Origin of the sequence: Enterococcus sp. DIV0175 (assembly GCF_050529075.1) — a bacterium.
Taxonomy (GTDB): Bacteria; Bacillota; Bacilli; order Lactobacillales; family Enterococcaceae; genus Enterococcus_B; species Enterococcus_B thailandicus.
Window position 1 is genome coordinate 2,238,967 of sequence record NZ_CP172880.1, and the last position, 17,857, is coordinate 2,256,823.

Annotated in this window: 16 protein-coding genes and 1 other annotated feature; of the genes, 3 read left to right on the forward strand and 13 right to left on the reverse strand. The window is 37.2% G+C overall.

The features are described 5' to 3' along the window. Window positions 1-25: 25 nt before the first annotated feature. From IGJ76_RS10555 to IGJ76_RS10580, 6 genes are all read right to left on the reverse strand, one after another. Window positions 26-211, reverse strand: coding sequence for a hypothetical protein (locus tag IGJ76_RS10555; RefSeq protein WP_430596607.1), 186 nt, complete (start codon window positions 209-211; stop codon window positions 26-28). A 727-nt stretch (window positions 212-938) separates the two neighbouring features. After that, window positions 939-2,132 carry an MFS transporter gene (locus IGJ76_RS10560; RefSeq protein ID WP_067482647.1) on the reverse strand — a complete coding sequence of 398 codons (1,194 nt, stop codon included), beginning with the start codon at window positions 2,130-2,132 and terminating at the stop codon, window positions 939-941. Window positions 2,133-2,518: 386 nt separating this feature from the next. Continuing rightward, complete coding sequence (locus tag IGJ76_RS10565) at window positions 2,519-3,841, reverse strand: C39 family peptidase (protein ID WP_311817900.1); 1,323 nt, start codon at window positions 3,839-3,841, stop codon at window positions 2,519-2,521. 228 nt (window positions 3,842-4,069) lie between these two features. Further along, window positions 4,070-4,882: an amino acid ABC transporter substrate-binding protein gene (locus IGJ76_RS10570; RefSeq protein ID WP_067482651.1), complete on the reverse strand. Its 813-nt coding sequence runs from the start codon at window positions 4,880-4,882 to the stop codon at window positions 4,070-4,072. 20 nt (window positions 4,883-4,902) lie between these two features. Then, window positions 4,903-5,538, reverse strand: coding sequence for an amino acid ABC transporter ATP-binding protein (locus IGJ76_RS10575; protein WP_067482653.1), 636 nt, complete (start codon window positions 5,536-5,538; stop codon window positions 4,903-4,905). 11 nt (window positions 5,539-5,549) lie between these two features. Then, window positions 5,550-6,191 carry an amino acid ABC transporter permease gene (locus IGJ76_RS10580; protein ID WP_067482655.1) on the reverse strand — a complete coding sequence of 214 codons (642 nt, stop codon included), beginning with the start codon at window positions 6,189-6,191 and terminating at the stop codon, window positions 5,550-5,552. Between the two features lie 158 nt (window positions 6,192-6,349). Beyond that, window positions 6,350-6,583: a binding site (T-box leader), on the reverse strand. Window positions 6,584-6,676: 93 nt separating this feature from the next. Here IGJ76_RS10580 and IGJ76_RS10585 point away from each other — a divergent pair. Next, a complete protein-coding gene (locus IGJ76_RS10585; RefSeq protein WP_075491652.1) occupies window positions 6,677-7,162 on the forward strand; it encodes a prolyl-tRNA synthetase associated domain-containing protein in 486 nt (161 codons plus the stop codon). Window positions 7,163-7,518: 356 nt separating this feature from the next. On the opposite strand, the gene IGJ76_RS10590 is transcribed toward IGJ76_RS10585, so the two are convergent. The 3 genes from IGJ76_RS10590 to IGJ76_RS10600 form a co-directional block, all read right to left on the reverse strand. After that, complete coding sequence (locus IGJ76_RS10590; protein WP_071868839.1) at window positions 7,519-9,591, reverse strand: DNA topoisomerase III; 2,073 nt, start codon at window positions 9,589-9,591, stop codon at window positions 7,519-7,521. Beyond that, on the reverse strand, window positions 9,524-9,901 hold the full coding sequence (locus IGJ76_RS10595) for a DUF1033 family protein (RefSeq protein WP_067482663.1): 378 nt from the start codon (window positions 9,899-9,901) through the stop codon (window positions 9,524-9,526). The genes IGJ76_RS10590 and IGJ76_RS10595 overlap by 68 nt, the downstream gene beginning before the upstream one ends. A 129-nt stretch (window positions 9,902-10,030) precedes the next feature. Beyond that, on the reverse strand, window positions 10,031-10,612 hold the full coding sequence (locus IGJ76_RS10600; RefSeq protein WP_071868838.1) for a TetR/AcrR family transcriptional regulator: 582 nt from the start codon (window positions 10,610-10,612) through the stop codon (window positions 10,031-10,033). A 151-nt stretch (window positions 10,613-10,763) separates the two neighbouring features. On the opposite strand from IGJ76_RS10600, the gene IGJ76_RS10605 reads away from it, so the two are divergent. Further along, window positions 10,764-12,062, forward strand: coding sequence for a multidrug efflux MFS transporter (locus tag IGJ76_RS10605; protein ID WP_430596608.1), 1,299 nt, complete (start codon window positions 10,764-10,766; stop codon window positions 12,060-12,062). A gap of 479 nt (window positions 12,063-12,541) precedes the next feature. Here the strand turns inward: IGJ76_RS10605 and mnmA are convergent, their stop codons facing one another. Both mnmA and IGJ76_RS10615 read right to left on the reverse strand, forming a co-directional pair. Further along, window positions 12,542-13,663, reverse strand: coding sequence for a tRNA 2-thiouridine(34) synthase MnmA (gene mnmA, locus IGJ76_RS10610; RefSeq protein WP_430596609.1), 1,122 nt, complete (start codon window positions 13,661-13,663; stop codon window positions 12,542-12,544). 185 nt (window positions 13,664-13,848) lie between these two features. Beyond that, window positions 13,849-14,460 carry a metallophosphoesterase family protein gene (locus tag IGJ76_RS10615; RefSeq protein ID WP_430596610.1) on the reverse strand — a complete coding sequence of 204 codons (612 nt, stop codon included), beginning with the start codon at window positions 14,458-14,460 and terminating at the stop codon, window positions 13,849-13,851. Between the two features lie 158 nt (window positions 14,461-14,618). Between IGJ76_RS10615 and IGJ76_RS10620 the strand changes: the two genes are divergently transcribed. Then, window positions 14,619-15,389, forward strand: a complete 771-nt coding sequence (locus IGJ76_RS10620; RefSeq protein ID WP_270492848.1) for a hypothetical protein — start codon at window positions 14,619-14,621, stop codon at window positions 15,387-15,389. A 700-nt stretch (window positions 15,390-16,089) separates the two neighbouring features. Here IGJ76_RS10620 and IGJ76_RS10625 read toward each other — a convergent pair. Together IGJ76_RS10625 and dagF are read right to left on the reverse strand one after the other, a co-directional pair. Continuing rightward, window positions 16,090-17,097 (reverse strand): sugar kinase, encoded by a 1,008-nt coding sequence (locus tag IGJ76_RS10625; protein WP_430596847.1) that lies wholly within the window; start codon window positions 17,095-17,097, stop codon window positions 16,090-16,092. A 10-nt stretch (window positions 17,098-17,107) separates the two neighbouring features. Beyond that, complete coding sequence (dagF, locus tag IGJ76_RS10630; RefSeq protein ID WP_430596611.1) at window positions 17,108-17,848, reverse strand: 2-dehydro-3-deoxy-phosphogluconate aldolase; 741 nt, start codon at window positions 17,846-17,848, stop codon at window positions 17,108-17,110. Window positions 17,849-17,857: the final 9 nt, after the last annotated feature.

The following is a 17,857-nucleotide window of genomic DNA, read 5'->3' on the forward strand; positions in this document are numbered from 1 at the left end:
TCCCATCTTCTTTTTAGCAACTTAATTACCAACATATGACATCTCGCTCAATTTCATCAATATATTCAATCGATAAAATTCTTCCCATACGAGCAGACAAAACTTTTTTGATTTCTGCTTCAGTCATCTCTGGCTTAAATGCAAAAGCTCGGTCTACTATGTAACATCCCACCATTTTTTCTTTGACTACAAAATCCCACACGATAAACATTAATATTTTTCATTTCCATACTGCCCATATTATCCCCCCTTTCGCATTATGGTGGTGGCTGGCGAATCAAGTACTTCAACTCTATAATTTATGTTAGCAAGCGCTCGAAATTTCCGCATTTTTCTTTTGTCCGAAATTGTCCATTTTTCTGTAGCAAGGAGGAAATTTGCTTTTTTAACGACCAAAACCAGCCATTTATTCCTAAATAGCTGGCCAAATGATTTTAAATGAAATTTATTCAGTCAGGACTAGTACGATAAGCCATTTTGTTTTTCTATAAAACAAAAACCTCTTTTGCTCACACAAAAGAGGTTCCAGACTATAAATAAAGTCCCAAAAAAGGGGTGACATCTACAGTTTTTTTATTTTACACTCAATACACGAAAGCGCTTTAAATAAATACGGAAGAAACCTGTCAAAACTCTCAATGAATGAAATAAATCAATACATGATGGTTTCCTTGTTGGAAAAAGTCACAGTGCATACGAGGATAATTTTTGCTCACATGAATTTAAAGAAGTTGGCCCTATGGGGCTAAAAGAAAAGCCTTCATCTTTCTTTTTTTTTACTTTGATACTAAGACAAAGAATACGTTCAACTCTCTATTTTCTAAATGTTGAACGTATTTGTCTACAGTCTGAGGGACTATCTATTGAAGGTAGTCCCTTTTATCACGTAATAAATAAAGAGCTTAGCATCTAAATCAGCTAAGCACTTTCAACACCATCTATTCTTGCAAACTTACCTTTAAAGCTTTAACCTCAGTAAGTGTCATCAAAACCAGCAAACTAACTAGATAAATACTACTTAAAAAAATGATAACTGCGGTCAAATCATAATGATCCATCAAAAAACCAATAATAATAGAAGAAAAACCACCAACTGCACGTCCTAAGTTCATAATGAAATTATTCGCAGTTGCCCTAATTTCAGTTGGATATAAACTACTAATAATTGCACCGTACCCGCCATACATACCGTTGATAAAATAGCCAACGACAACTGCAGCTGCGATTAAACTCCACTGACTGTGAGCCATTACCAGTAGGAATACTGACAATGAAGAACAAATCAAAAATAACGTAAATGCAGTTCTAGGTCCTAATTTGTCCATAATGATACCAAAAGTCAACATTCCTAGTGACATCCCTGCAATCGTACTAACCATCCATATTGAAGAACCTGAGACAGATAAACCTAATTGTTTCTGCATAATGGAAGGTAACCAATTCATCAAACCAAAGTAACCAGCAATTTGCACTGTCACCATGATACTTAGACCAATTGTTTGCCAGGCTAGTTTCTTTGTTTCAAATAGATTAATCAGTTTCGTTGGTTTACCAGTCACTCGCTTTTTCTGGAATTCCTCTGGTTCCTTCAATCCTCGACGTATAAATAAAACCATTAGTACTGGCAGTACCCCAATAACATACAACATTTTCCAACCTAGCAAAGGAATAACGAGAGCTGCTAAAATAGCTGCTAAAGCAGCCCCTACCTGAGCGCCAATTCCTGCAATCGAAGAAGCTCTTCCAATTTGTTTTTTCGAAAAGCTTTCAGAAATTAAGGACATACATGCGCCATATTCTCCTCCTGCACCAATCCCTGCGATAAAACGAAAAAGATAAACGAGATAGATATTTGAAGCAAAAAACATCAATAATGAAGCAATTGAGAATAAAATGACTGTTTGTGAGAATACTTTTACTCGTCCATATTTATCTGCCATGAGCCCAAAAAAAATACCTCCAACGAGCATCCCCAAATTAGTGATTGTAGCGATCATTCCCGCCTGTGTTCCACTAATATGAAAAGTTGCAATCATTGAAGATAAAGAAAAAGCTAAAAACATGATATCCATATTTTCTAATGCGATTCCCGCTGATGTTGACAATAAAACTTTCCGTTGATACTTTGACATTTCACCTTACCCCTTTTCCTGAAAAATAACCCTAAATTATCGAAATTATACATATAAACGAAAGAAAATGCAAGTACTTTTGAATTTTAAAATGAGTATAATTTCAGCAATCCAAGTATTATGAATAAACGACTCACTCATAACTGTCGCTAATTAGTGCTTTAACTGACTAAATGGTCAATGAATTGTTGCAAACTTGTCGGTATAGTGATTTCAAATAAAAAAAGCTTTTTCACTTGAAAGTTCCTCCTCTCCTAACTGATTATTCTATTAAATAGAAAAACGCCCAAAATTCGTTTTGAAAACGATAATTTTAGGCGTTTTTTAAATTGGAAAATGTGTTAAGAACGGCTGGATTTTAATTTTGTCCCTGTCTTGTCTTTTACTTATTTTACAACTACTGCATATTTTCTTGCATTGTAAATATTCTCAAATGTTGTTCGGCTTAGCCAATATGAGCCACTGATTGGATCAGAAACATGAACTTGATTACTGCCCTTGTTGTAGCCATCGAGTGTTACTGCGTGATTATTATTGGCTGCTACCCCAAAATTCCAGTTACCCCAGCGTATCGGTTGGAAATTAATCGTTACCCAAGCAACAACTGGGTTCCCGCTTTTCACTTCATTTAAAAGAATATTCATCGAACTTCCAGAAATGTTTTGAACATTGCCATACTTTTGTCCCCAAGTTGTTAATGGTGCAGGATAGATTGCGGAATAGGTCCAAGAATTTTCTACAAAAGGACTGCCAACAAAACCAGTATTTGGATTTCCATTTGTAGATTTAGGAATCGTATTTAAAAATTGAGTTAAGCTCCAGTTAGTGATTTTTCCTTTGTATTGTAAAGCTTGCAGTAATGAAGCACCCTCACAACCGCTTGGTGCACCTAAAGCGTATTGGTTGTAATTTTTTACACCAAGAAGCTTATAGTCATCATTCGTTTGTTGGCCATTCCCTACCGCATACCAACCTACACCTTCATAGTTCCAGCCTTGTTTACTAATCACATTTTTCTCGTTTTCGTCTAGCGTGTAATGATGCCAGTTGACCCGTTTACTATACAGACGGCTAACGGGGATTCCATTTGTGCCAGTGTAAGAGTACCAACCAATGCCTTCATACTTCCAACCATATTTAGTGATATTGTCGCGCTCTTTCGCATTTAGCGTGTAAAAATGTTCCCCATTGTAACGGTTGTACAAACGATAAACAGGTGCACCAGTTGTTGGCGCTTGCCAGCCGACTCCTTCATAGTTCCAGCCAATTTTTCTCAGTTTATCACGCTCACCAGTATCTCTTGTGTAAAAATGTTCCCCACTATAGGGATTGAATAAACGATACATCGGAAATGTTTGAACAGAACTTTGAATCGCACTTCGCGCATAAAGACTTGATCCACCTTCTTGCAACTCTTCTTTTGGTGCCTCCGTTGCCTCTGCCTCAGCTTGACCTTCTTTGACTGGTGGCTCAACAGTTACTTGTTCCCCATTGACAATAGTTGTCTGTACTTCTTCATTCACTTGGTCTTCCTCTGTAACTGTACTACTTTTCGTTTGTTCCTCCGTATAAGTAGACATTATCGTCTGCTTATTCATTGTTGTATTCGTCGTTGTATCAATTGTTTCTTCAGCAAGAACACTTGTCGTTGCTAACATCATTGTTGACAGCAACGTCACACATACTAAATACCCTACACCCTTTTTCATTAAACTGTTCCTCCGTAAAAATATGTCTCATTTATGATAACATTCTTTTTTACATTTATAAAAAAAACATGAGTGATCCAAACGGACGCATACCTGCTCTTATCTTCACATACCAGTGTTCCTTTTTTATAGGGTAACCTTCTCTTCTGTTTCTTTATATTTACTTACTTAAATAAAAAATAGCTCAAGAAACCCCGTTACTGATTTCTTAAACTATCTTTCATTTAGTCATTTTGGCGTCACATCTTCCCCAAACCATCGCTGTGACAGTTTCTGAAACTCACCTGAGGCTTCTAGTTGATCAAACGCCTGATTGATTTTTGTCACTAATGTCTGATCTGATTTTCTCGCCCCTACTGCAAAATCCTCGCTTGCATAATCTCCAGTTAAAATGTGATAATCTTGCAATTGATTTTTTTGTTTCAAATAATAATTTGCATACACACGATCCATTAATAAACCATCAATTCGACCACTTCTCAAATCAATCAATGCTTCATTAAAGCTATCATATAGAACAGCTTCCTTGTTTTTAACATAATCTTTTAGGACTTCCGGTTGCTTCGTAAAGACATCGTAACCTGATGAACCATTTTGAGCACCTAGAATCTTCCCCTTCATGTCTGCAAAACTTGTGATTTTAGAACTTTTAGGCGTTATTAAAACTTGCATGTTTTCCATGTAAGGTTGTGTAAACTGTACTTTTTTTTCACGTGCAGGGGTTTTGGAATAGCCATTCCAAATCAGATCAATCGTTCCATTAGTCAACTCAAACTCCTTCATTGACCAGTCAATCGGTTGAAAGTTGACCTTGATTCCATATTCTTTAAACACAGCTTTAGCTAACTCGATATCAAAGCCAGTTAACTTACCATCTTTATCACGAAACCCCATCGGAACAAACGTATCGTCTAAGCCAATCGTTATTTCTTTTTCTTGATTGATTGTCGCCCAACTGTCTTCTGTTGGCTTTCGTCCACAACCAGAAAGTCCGAGTAAAATAAAAAGAACTAAAAATAATGCCTGAGTAAATTTTTTCATCTATTTTTTCTCCCTTTCTTTTACTGGTTTGGTGTTACTTTTAATAACTGATCGCTCACATTTTCTGCAAAAACTAAATCATGGGTCACGATAATTTGAGTTACACCTTCTTCTTTCAGAGATACAATCAACTTTTCAACTTGTTGACGTAACTCAGGGTCTAGTGCACTTGTTGGCTCATCGTAAGCTAACACTCTGGGATTCATAGCTAACGCGCGTGCGATTGCAACACGTTGCTTTTGCCCACCTGACAATTGGAAAGGATAGCTGTCTAATAAATCACTGATACCTAAAGACTCTGCCAGCTCTTTTGCCTTTTTGGTATACACTTCTTTTGGCTGTTTTAACACATTCTTAGGTGCTAAAGTGATGTTATCGAAAATACTTAAATGTGGGAATAATTGAAAATCTTGGAATACAACGCCTACCACTTGTTCCCGATTTTTTAGTTCCGCTGGGTTAAATGGTTCTTGATCTAAATAAAACTCACCACTATCTGCTTTTTCAAGCCCAGCTAATACACGAAGGAGGGTTGTCTTCCCACCACCAGAAGGACCAACGATAGCTAATGTCTTACCATCAGGAATGACTAAATCTAACTCTTTGATTACTTGTTTTTTACCAAATGTTTTACTTACTTTTTTTAATTCGATCATCTTTTTTCCTCCTAGCGATAATAGTTCAACTTCTCTTCTACTTGTTTCATAATCAATGTCAAGATTCCTGTCAGTGCAAGATAAATTCCTGCCACACCTAGTAATGGTAATAAACTAGCATCCCGTTCCATGGCAATTTTTCCTGCACGCATAACGTCCCCTAAACCTAAAATATAAACTAATGAAGAATCTTTCACCAAGTTGATGACTTCATTTCCTACAGAAGGAAGAACAATTTTTATTACCTGTGGGATCACGATTTTCGTCACTGTTTGAAAAGGACTAAATTGTAAAACTTGTGCTGCTTCATACTGTCCTTGTGGAATAGATTGGATTCCCCCGCGAAAGATTTCGGCAAAGTATGCCGCATAATTTAATACAAAAGCGAGTAAAGCTGCTTCAAAACGATCGAAGACAATCCCAATCGTTGGTAACCCATAAAAAACAAAAATCAATTGTAAAAGTAATGGTGTTCCTCGCATAACCCAGACATACGTTTGAAGAAGATAACGAATTGGCTTAAAGTTGAGCGATAATCCTAACGCCAAAATCAATCCGAGTGGTAGTGAGCCGACTAATGTCAAACAAAATAATTTCAAGGTTGTCAGTGCTCCAACTAATAATTGCGGCATAACTTCAATTAAATCTTTCATTGTTTTTCCTCCTTTAAATAAAAAAAGCCCTCTTGGCTTGATGCCAAGAGGACGTTTACACGTGGTTCCACCTCTGTTTGCTTTTTCCTTGCAGAAAAAACCTCTAGCGGTCTTGTTTCCAGAAATTGGTGAAAAAAAAAAGCCTTTGGTCGTTATGACCAAAGGACGAATAAACGTGGTTCCACCTTTTTTTGTTGGCACTTCACAGTCAGCCAACCTCATCTGGTCATCAAACAATGACCGCAGCTATAACGGGCTACCCGGGTTCTCCTACTTCTCAATTTCAAAAAACCGACTCCAAGATGTGTTTCACAATTAGTTGCTATCTCTTCGCACCAACCAGAGACTCTCTAAAAACTGCTAATGGCTACTCTTCTTTTCGATGTCATTTCATTTACTTACGTGTAATTTACAGGATTAATTTTCATTTGTCAAATTTTTTTTACCTGTTAAAATAAAAATAAATGAAGGAGGTCGAATGAAATATGCCACAAGCAACTGAACAAGAAGCGTACGAGCTACTTTCTCACCTAGGAATTTCTTATCAAAAAGTGGACCATCCAGCAATTACATCTGTTAAAAATTTGACATTTGATTTACCTGGTCCTCAAGTTAAAAATTTATTGTTGAAATCAAAAAAAGGCAAGCACATTTATCTTGTTATCTTGCCTGATGAAAAACATGCTGATTTAAAAAAGTTAGCCGATGAATTAGCCGAGAAGCGTCTTTCTTTTCTATCAGAAGAACAAATGACCCAATTATTAGGCGTTCCTGCTGGCACCCTCACGCCTTTAGCCCTTATGCACGATACCGAAAATCAAATTCAAGTAGTTATTGATGCGGCAATCGACCAAAAAGACACAGTTGGCTTTCACCCAAACATAAATACAACAACATTAATTATCGATTTTGTAGATTTCCAAAAAATTCTAAAGTATTTAAATCATCCGCCAATTTTTGAAAGTTTATAGGCATTTGAAATTAAGTAAATAAGTCTGGTTCAAATTTTCTTTATTCATATCAAACAATCTGCTGAAAAATAGCAGAAATCTTATAAAAAGCCACGTAGCTTCTCATGTAGAAGTTTGCGTGGCTTTTTTGATTTTCTTTTATTCTTTAGTTGTTTAACTAATTTTGAGCTATTATTTTTAGAAAAGTGTTCTTACTTGTTTGAAGCAAGACGTTTTGTGCCACAACCTCTATTCACGGTGTTCCCAAAACAACTCCTCCAGATAGTTTGCATCCACGGCAAAATATGAAAAGCTATTTTGCGTGCTTGCTCACTATCTTGTCGGAGCTAAGCGTTTTGCGCCACATCCTTTTTCTACTACTCTTTCATCGCAGCTTTTAAAGCAGCTGCCAAAGGACTTTCTTCCGGCTCTTCCGCCTGTGAATATTTTTTCATCAGACGACGCTCTTCATGCTTCGTCATCTTTTTCTTTTGCTCTTTTTTCCCTAACATTTTTTCTGTCGTTCCATCATATTTACAACGGAAATAAGCGCCATTTTTCCCCTCAATGATTTCCATTTTTCGATGACATTGTGGGCAACGATGGTTCGACACCTTAGGATCTTTTCGTCGACGATAACTACAGTCCGCATTCGTACAGACATAGATTTTACCGTCACGCGTATTTTTTTCTCGTAAATTTGAACCACATTCAGGACATTTCTTTTGTGTAATTGAAAAATCTTGATAAGATTGCTTGCTTGTTTTGATTTCTTGAACTAAACGTTTCGTTTCCTTTTCAATTCCTTGTAAAAATTGACCCGCCTGTTTTTTTCCTGCGGCAATGGCTTCCAGATCTTTTTCCCAACTTTCAGTCAATTCCGGTGTAACTAATGAAGGATTAACTAACTCAAGTAATTGCTTACCTTTCGGCGAAACTTGTAGACCAGCTGGTGTCCGCTCCATTAATTCTGATTTAATCAATTTTTCAATAATCTCCGCACGAGTCGCTGGTGTGCCCAAACTATACTTCTCCATAAATCCAAGTAAACTTGCTTCAGTTAATGGCTTTGGCGGTGCAGAAAGTTCTTTTTTGATAGTAAAGTTTGGCGTAATGCGCTGCCCTTTTTTCCATTCAACTTCGTTAACCGTTTCTTCCGCTGATTTCTTCCAGCCAGCTTGAACCACTCGATTTTGACGAAAAACAAATATTTCTTTTCCAAAATTTACGGTGATTTTTGTCTGGCTCACTTTATGTGGTTCAGCAAATAACGTTAAGAAACGTGTTACGATCATTTGATAAATTTTTTGTTCCTCGTTGCTCAATTTTTCATAACGTGGACGATTTTCCGTTGGTAACAGCGCATGATGATCAGTTACTTTGCTATCTTGAAAAACTTTTGTTTGTTTCACTACTGCGCCATTTTTCAAGTAAAGTTTCACTTCTGGTGCAAAATCACTAACAGCTTGTAGACGCTCTTTCATCGTGCTTTTCATATCATTTGTCAAATACTTACTATCTGTACGCGGATAAGTCACGATTTTGTGTGTTTCATACAAACTTTGAACTAAACTTAATGTTTTTTTCGCTGAATAACCATGTCGTTGGTTCGCTTCACGCTGGATTTCTGTCAAATCATAAGGCAACGGAGCAGGTTCAGTCTTTAGCTTTTCTTGAATCTCTGTTACCGTACCATTCGACTGACTTAATGTTTTCACAAGTGCTTGTGCTTCTTCTATTTTTTTCAACGCAAATTGATTTTTTTGAATCATTTTCGCTTGTTCGTTAGCAACCGCTAAATGGATTGTAAAATAAGTCTGTGGTCGAAATTGTTCAATCTTCTTTTCTTGATTACGTACTAAAGCTAAAGTTGGTGTTTGCACACGGCCTGCAGATAAATTATCCTGATATTTAACCGTCAATGCTCGTGTCACATTTAAACCGACTAACCAGTCTGCTTTTGCTCTTGCCAAAGCAGACGCATAAAGTGCATCGTATTCTTTGGCTGGCTTGAGGTGCTTAAATCCATCTTTGATTGCTTTATCTGTTTGAGAAGAAATCCATAAACGTTTTACTGGTTTATTAAAATGTACGTATTCTAAAATCCAGCGCGCGACTAACTCGCCTTCTCTTCCAGCATCCGTTGCAATGACAACTTCATCCACATCTTTTCGGGTTGCTAATTGCTTGATTGCCTTTAATTGATGGCCAGTTTTTGGTAGTGGTTTGATTCCTAGATTTTTGGGAATCATCGGTAATGTTTCCATCTGCCAACTCTGCCATTCTTTGTTCAAGTCTTCTGGCATTTTCAGTCCCAATAAATGACCAAGGGCCCAGGTCACAATCACCTTGGGTCCTTCGTAATAATTTTTATGTTTTTGATTAGCTCCAAGCACCTTGCTTAGGTCTTTGGCAACGCTTGGTTTTTCCGCTAGAATTAGTTGTTTCATAAAATTCCTTTCCACTTTCTACGCTGAGTGGTTGATTTTCTTTTAATAAAGCTAAACCTTTATATTGTTGGAGATCATCATCACATTCTTCACACCAGCGCTCTTCTCCTTCATTCCAAAAGGCGCTTAGAAAGTTGCTCTTCGCATTGATATATTCATATTTTTGATGGATTGCGATCCATTGTTTTTCATACTCAGCTTTGGCTTCTTCAAAAGAATCAAAGATTTTCTCATCTTGAATATCTTCTTCCCAATTCTCGAAAAACCACCATGGCTCATTATCACCAAACATGGTTATTACTTGATACATATTTGCGTTCCCTCTTTTCAACTTAGACGTAAGCATTTTGTTCTGCTCGTTTCACAATAGCTACATCTTAGTCACTTTTCAAAAAAGTTGCAAGAAATCACTCTTACGAAAATCAATCTATTTTAATTTTCATTTATCCAAACCTTTTTTAGATGACAATGTCGCAATAAAATCTTCAATCATCCAGCGATAGCTTTCTTCTGGATCCACTTGTGGTTCACGAGTAAAATAGCCTAAAAAACGTAAAGATAAATACCCATGGATCAGACTTCTTAGCTCACGGCTGCGATGAACTTTTTCTTCATTTGTTAATTCAAATACTTCAAAAATCTGCAAGATGATTTGATTCGTTTCATGGATCCCATCGAGTAAAATTTCTTCATTCGTGTGGGGAATACTAATCAATAACTCATAGACTGCGCGATTGGCAAAAGCAAATTCTTGATAAGTTTTTGCGTATATTCGGAGTGCCTCAGCACCACTTTTCCCAACTAATGCTCGTAACAATTGGTCATTCAGTTCACGTAAAAGCTGCGCAGTCAACGCCGTTTTCACCTCACGAATATTTTTAAAATAGTTATAGAGTGAAGGCGACTTGATGTCTAAACGTTTTGCTAAATGTTGAAAAGTAAGTTGTTGCACATCCATTTCTTCTGCTAACTCACGAAAACAGTCGATGATTTTTTCTTGAGACAGATTTCTCTTTTTCATTTCTTTAATCTCCTCATAAGTAAAAAAATCCTTAACATTCATAGTTTAACATGAAAAACTCGGATAAAAAAGGAAGTTTTGTTGATAAACTACAAGTTGTAGTTTATAATAATCGACTGTAGATGAAAATTTTCAGAAAGAAGGATTTTGCTTGACTACGGAAATAAAAAGAAAAATATTTAGAAGAAGAGAAGTTTGGGAACGCAATCTGCTCGTTTTATGGTTTGGAACTTTTATGGCTGGTATTGGGTTCAGTCTGGTCATGCCATTTATGTCGCTTTACATAGATACGTTAGGTCATTATAGTACCGCTCAGTTGAATTTTTGGAGTGGCTTAACCTTTTCTTCTACTTTTTTGGTAACGACGATTATCTCCCCATGGTGGGGAAAACTTGCCGATCAAAAAGGGCGAAAATTGATGCTGTTACGTGCTTCTCTTGGGATGGCAGTTGTGATTGCCTTAATGGGTTGCGTCAGCAATGTTTATCAACTTGTTGGCTTACGTCTTTTGCAAGGTATCTTTTCGGGCTACATCAGTAATGCCACCGCTCTCGTTGCGACAGGTACTCCTAAAGAAAAAAGTGGTCAAGTTCTTGGAACACTGGCTACTGGATCAGTTACTGGAACATTACTCGGTCCGCTGTTAGGTGGTATTTCTGCTTCAACCTTTGGCTATCGTCCAACATTTTTCATTACTGGAATTATTTTATTTTTGGTTTTTCTACTTAGTCTATTTTTTGTTCATGAAGAATTTATACCTGTGAAAAAAGAAAACATGGTTTCTGCTAAACAAATTTTTCGAGAGCTTAAGTATCCTCAAGTTGTCTTGGGAATGTTTATCACTACAATGATTATCCAAGCATCTAATAATTCAATTAGTCCAATCATCAGTTTGTATATTCGTCAGTTATTGAATGGACATGGGGACGTGACTTTAGTTAGCGGAATTATTGCCTCGATTCCTGGGATAGCAACTTTGATTGCAGCACCTCGTTTTGGACGGCTTGGTGATCGAATCGGTAGTGAACGAATTCTAGCAATCGGCTTAGGCTTTGCCGTCTTAGTTTATATTCCAATGGCATTTGTCACAAATGTTTGGCAGCTTGCTGGTTTGCGTTTTTTAGTTGGGATCTCGGATGCTTGTCTTCTTCCAGCGGTTCAAGCATTGATCACGAAATATTCACCACATCACGCTGCTGGTAGAATTTTTAGTTACAATCAATCTTTCCAAGCGACAGGGAATGTGATTGGTCCAATGATTGGTTCAAGCGTTTCAAGTGCTTTTGGTTATCGGGGCGTGTTTCTCTCAACCTCGTTACTCGTTATGGTTAATTTTTTATTAGTCCGTCATAATACACAAGAAATCCATGAACCCATTGTTGAAAAGTCAGTTTCTTTAGATGATTCAGCATTAACAAAGCATTCTTTGAAAGAAAAACAATTACATTAACTAAAAAATGAAAAGGTTGGTTGCCATGTCAGCCAGCCTTTTTTACACCAAATTCTCTTAACTTATCTGCTAGTAAATAAAAAAATAGCTACTCCCAATTAGGAGCAGCTATTTTTTTATTTATTTTTTGTTACTTGCGTTACTTAAAATAATCATTAATGTTTGTTCTAAACGATGACAACTGTTTTTGAACATCATTCCTTATCTTCTCGGAGTTAAACGATTTGGGCCGCAACCTTTGATATTCGGTGCTCTCAAATCAACTCCTTGTGATAACTCTTGATTGTTCCAAACGATGGCAACTGTTTTTGAACATCACTCCTTATCTTCTCGGAGTTAAACGATTTGGGCTGCAACCTTTGATATTCGGTGCTCTCAAATCAACTCCTTGTGATAACTCTTGATTGTTCCAAACGATGACAACTGTTTTTGAACATCACTCCTTATCTTCTCGGAGTTAAACGATTTGGCCGCAACCTTTAGATATATTGCAACACTTTTGCTTCTTGGAAGGCATTATCAATTAAACCGCCACCCAAACATTCCATTCCATCATAAAAGACAACTGCTTGCCCTGGTGTGATCGCACGTACTGGTTCATCAAAAATGACTTCTGCACGATTTCCAGGAAGTAAGCGAACCGTTACAGGAACATCTTGTTGACGATAACGGAATTTCGCTGTGCATTTGAATTCTTCCGGCATTTCATTGTTGGTTGTGAAATGAATTTCACTTGCTTCAAGACTTGTTGCATACAAGGCAGGATGATTAAATCCTTGTCCAACATATAACGTGTTTGTTGTTAAGTCTTTTCCAACAACAAACCATGGTTCTTGTGTCTTTCCGCCACCACCAATTCCTAATCCTTGGCGTTGACCGATTGTGTAATACATTAAACCAGCATGTTGTCCCATGACTTCACCATCAAGCGTCACCATGTTTCCTTTTTTTGCTGGTAAGTAATTGCTTAAAAATTGTTTGAAATTCTTTTCTCCAATAAAACAGATCCCAGTTGAATCTTTTTTCTTTGCTGTCGCTAAGCCAGCACGTTCAGCAATGGCACGTACTTCTGATTTTTCCATACCGCCTAGTGGGAACATTGTTTTTGCTAATTGTTCTTGTGACAATTGGCTCAAGAAATAGGTTTGATCCTTGTTATTGTCCACACCACGAAGCATGTGAACCACACCATTTTCATCACGAGAAACTTGTGCATAATGCCCAGTTGCTACATATTCTGCACCTAAATCCATTGCGTAATCTAAAAATGCCTTAAACTTGATTTCTTTATTACACATCACATCTGGATTTGGTGTCCGTCCTGCACGGTATTCTGCTAAGAAATATTCAAACACTCGATCCCAATATTCTTTTTCAAAATTCACAGAGTAATAAGGAATCCCAATTTGCGCTGCAACTTTTGCAACGTCTTTGTAGTCTTCCGTCGCTGTACATACGCCATTTTCGTCAGTATCGTCCCAATTTTTCATGAAGATACCAACGACATCATACCCTTGTTCCTTTAGTAAAAGTGCTGTTACTGATGAGTCAACTCCGCCACTCATCCCTACGACAACGCGTGTTTTGCTGTTGTCTGTCATACTATCACCATCATTTCAATTAGATTTTCTGAAACATCTACGAGTTGAAGGTCGCAACTTTTCAGCGCTTTCCATTATACGTCATTTTTTTGAAAATTTCATCTCTTTGTTCTTAAGATTTTACCAAAAATAATTTCAATAATTTATAACAAAAAAATCACCGTTTTATATAAGATGAAGTTTGTTCATAATCGGTTAATTTTTGCTAATTCTTCTTGCTTTGCTTGAAAAATTTCATCAATGTTTGCTTCTGATAATGGCGATCCGAATGGTAAGGTTTTGACTAATAATTTCCTTTCCGGCGCATCTACACCCACATTTACGTCATTGCCGATTGGAACACTATAATTATGGATGTGACCGTGCAAATTACGAACGGCATCATTTTGCCCCAACAATAAAGGATAATGCGTTAAGTAATATTGATGGTGATTAAATTTAACGATTGCACCGACATCATGAAAATAAAACTTCTTGTCTTGATTCATCATTCCAGGATCATTTTTTTCTAAATAACGAAAAAAGGCACGGCTATCATGGTTGCCTTTAATAAAATGGATTTCCCCATTTAGTTGTTTCACTTGTTCAAGTATTTCCTGACTCCCCTTTTCATACTGAGGATGCATGGCAAGATCACCTAAGTGATAAACGGTATCTTGCTCTTTTACAATAGCATTCCAGCTATCGATAAGTTGAGCATTCATTTCATCAACTGTTTTAAATAAACGTGGAGCAAAATCATTTTGTCCTAATAGAGCCTCATGAAAAAAATGAAGATCACTAATAAAATAATTCATGTTCTCGCCTCTTTCTAAACTTATCAAGTTCTCTTTATTTTAGCGTTCTTTTGCTAAAATCACCAAAGTTAAAGCCAAATAAAGGGAAGTTGTTTTTCATTCATGCTAAACTGAACGTAGCTATTGCTTAAACTAAACGAGAGAGAAGGGAAAACATTATGACAATCTCATTTACTGGAACAATCAAACCAGACCAAACAATTATCGAGTTAGCTGAGAGCCAAGGAACCTTAACCATTTCAACTAAGAAAGTAGAACCTATGGACAACTCTTTTGAATTATACTTCCAAAATCGCCACTGTGTTGGAATTGATTCCGTACCTAAGGACTTCGATACGCTTATTTTGGTAACGCTCCCTTGGGAAATAGAAGCAAATTATTTAAGTCACTCCTTTTTAGTACTCGCAGAAGAAAACAACTTAACCATTTCGAAACCAGAAGAAATTGCCAAGCAGATCCCTACAAATGTTTTACCGAAAATCGAGGAAACACGCGAACAATTTTTGCGTATACTGACAACAATCGGTTACTTCTTCTTGCCAGCAGAAACAAAGAAAAAGAAACCAGCCAAAGCACGTCATCGTTGGACAAAAGAAGTCAGTGAGATTCCATTCACTGTTCATTTTCGTGGCAGTAAAGCCACCCTTTATTGGAAAAGTCGAAATGAAATGCTAGTTAAAAAGGGCGCTATTATGATGGAGGAAGCTCCGCTTAATAAAGATGGTTCCGTGAGTTACGCCGCAAAGTATGGTGACAAATTACGTGCCGATCATCAAGAAAAAATTTCTGGTAATAAAACAACTGCTGATATTATTTTGAAAAGTGTCAATGAAGTGAGTCTGTTCCTTTACTTTGGCGGGACAAACAGTTGGCTTGAAATTCTGGATGAGAATGGGAAAAGTCTAGATGAATGGACTAGAGTAGACTAATTAATTGATAAAAAATTCAAACAAAAAAAGTAGCATCAAACATAGTAAAACAGGAGCTGTGACAAAATTATTGTCACAGCTCCTGTTTCTTAATAGGCGATATTTCCCAAATCAGCTTTTTCGGCAACAAGTCCTCTTTTCATAAAAATATGAGGAACTTTTTTTAGAAAAATTTCTTATTGCGTGAAGCTGACCGCTTGGAGCTACAACCTTTTTTCCTCGGTGTTCCCAAAACAACTCCTCGCAATAGCTTGCATCCACTTCAAAATATGAAAGGCTATTTTGAGTGCCAGCTCGCTATCTTGTCGGAGCTAAACGTTTTGCGCCACAACCTTTTCCTCGGTACTCAAGAAGTAACTCCTTCAAAATAAGAATAAATTTCACAAAAATTTTAGAAGCAATTTCTGAAAATTTATTCTTATTTATTAGAGCTGAGCACTTCTTTCACAACCTTTTCCTCGGCATCCCCAAAGCAACTCCTCAAATTAATTTACAACTGTCCAAAAATATGAAAAGCTATTTTTCTCAGTTGCTCATTATTTTTTCGGAGCTGAGCGTTTTGAGCCACAGCCTTTATTCACGGTGTTCACAAAGTAGCTTCTTCGGTAATAAGTCTTTTTTTCATAAAAACATGAGAAACTATTTTTAGAAAAAATTCCTTATTACTTAAAGCTAACCACTTTGAGCCACAGCCTTTTTCTTAACGAATCAAATCTGTGTCTGGATGTTCCAGTAATTGCTTGACTTGTTTTCGCGTTGTCAATGGTACATCCCCTTGAATCGCATGCGCAAGTCGTGCATTGGCAATAGCAAATGCAACAGTTTCTTCCAATGACCAGCCTTCTGCAAAACCAAGTAGGATTCCTGCGGCATACGCATCTCCAGCACCAATTCGATCTAAAACCTCTAATCGTTGTTTGGGTATTTCAAATGCGTCTGTCGGCGTTATCAAATAACCGCTCAAAAATTTTTCGTGATTAATCACTTGGCGTTTTGTACCAGCAAACCACGTAATATCATAATGTGCTAAAAAGGATTGGATAAAGGCTGTTTCATTTTCTGAAACGGAGACTTCTGTTTTCCATTGCATCAACTCCACCAAATCTCGGGTGGAACCAAAAACTATCGTACAATAAGGCAATATTTCTTCGTAACGCTGTTTCATTTGCACTTTTTTCCCTGGTTCTTGGTTTAAACTTGGGCGAAAATTAAAATCAAAACAAACGATTTTCCCCGCAGCATGTGCCTCTTTTGCCAACGTAATCGCCGTTTGTGCTGTAATTTCAGTCAAACTTAAACTAATTCCGCAGATATGAAGCATATCCACTTGCTCAATGAATTGTTTCACGTCATAAGCTTCGATTGGAGACAAACTAAACGAACTACTTTTTCGGTTTTGGTAAGTCACTTCGGTTGGTCTTGCACCAAATCCCATCTCCGCAAAGTACGTACCAATATGTTGATGTTGTTGAACGATATACGCTGTTTGAATACCTAAACTTTTTAAATTAGCTAAGGCAGCTTTCCCCAAACGATTATCGGGTAACGCCGTCAACAGATAACTTTCTATTTCAAAATGTGCTAAATTTCCAACCAGATTCACACCTGTTCCCGTATACGCCATTCGCAAAGTATGTGTTTGTTCCAATTGCAAATGTTCAGGGGGCGTCAAGCGTAACATCACTTCACCATATGCACCAATCTTCATTTTTTTCACTTTACTTCACCAGCTTCTCCATCATTTCCAATAACGTTTTAACATCTTCAACTTTTGTATCTCCTGTTTCTGAATCAATAATTGAGCTATAAACATGGGGAATGATTTTTTTCACACCAGCATCAACGGCAATCTGCACGATCTCTTCGAAATTCGCCAAATCAATGCCACCAGTTGGCTCCAACGCAAAATCGAATTTCGCACAAGCTTTTGCGACTGCTTGATATTCTTCTTTGTGCGCAAGTCCCTTCATAGGGAAATATTTAATGGATGTCCCGCCCATGTCTTTTAACAACTGAATAGCTGTTTCAATTGGTACTTCAGCTGCAGGTGCTTGTGAACTTAATGGCCCAGTTGCGATATTGACATAGCCCACTTTTCCAGTCGGTGACACAAGACCATTGACAACCGTTTCTTCTTGTTGTAGTAATGCTCGTGAAGCACCTACTCCCGTAAATACTTGGTTCACATGTTGTGGTTGCAAAACAGCCGACAGTCTTGAGACCATTTGGCTTTGATTGGGATCGCCCGCACCCAGACCAACGGACAAAGCATTATTCGTTGCTTCTTGATATTTTTTCATATCAGTAATTGCTGCTTCATCTGTTTCGTAATTTTTTGAAAGAACACCTAAAACAATATGACCATTGGCTGCTTCATAACATGCTTTTGCATTTTCGACAGAGTTTGCTAAAACGTTTAGACAAATTCGATCGGCTAAATAATTTGGACTAAGTGACATCTTCATTCT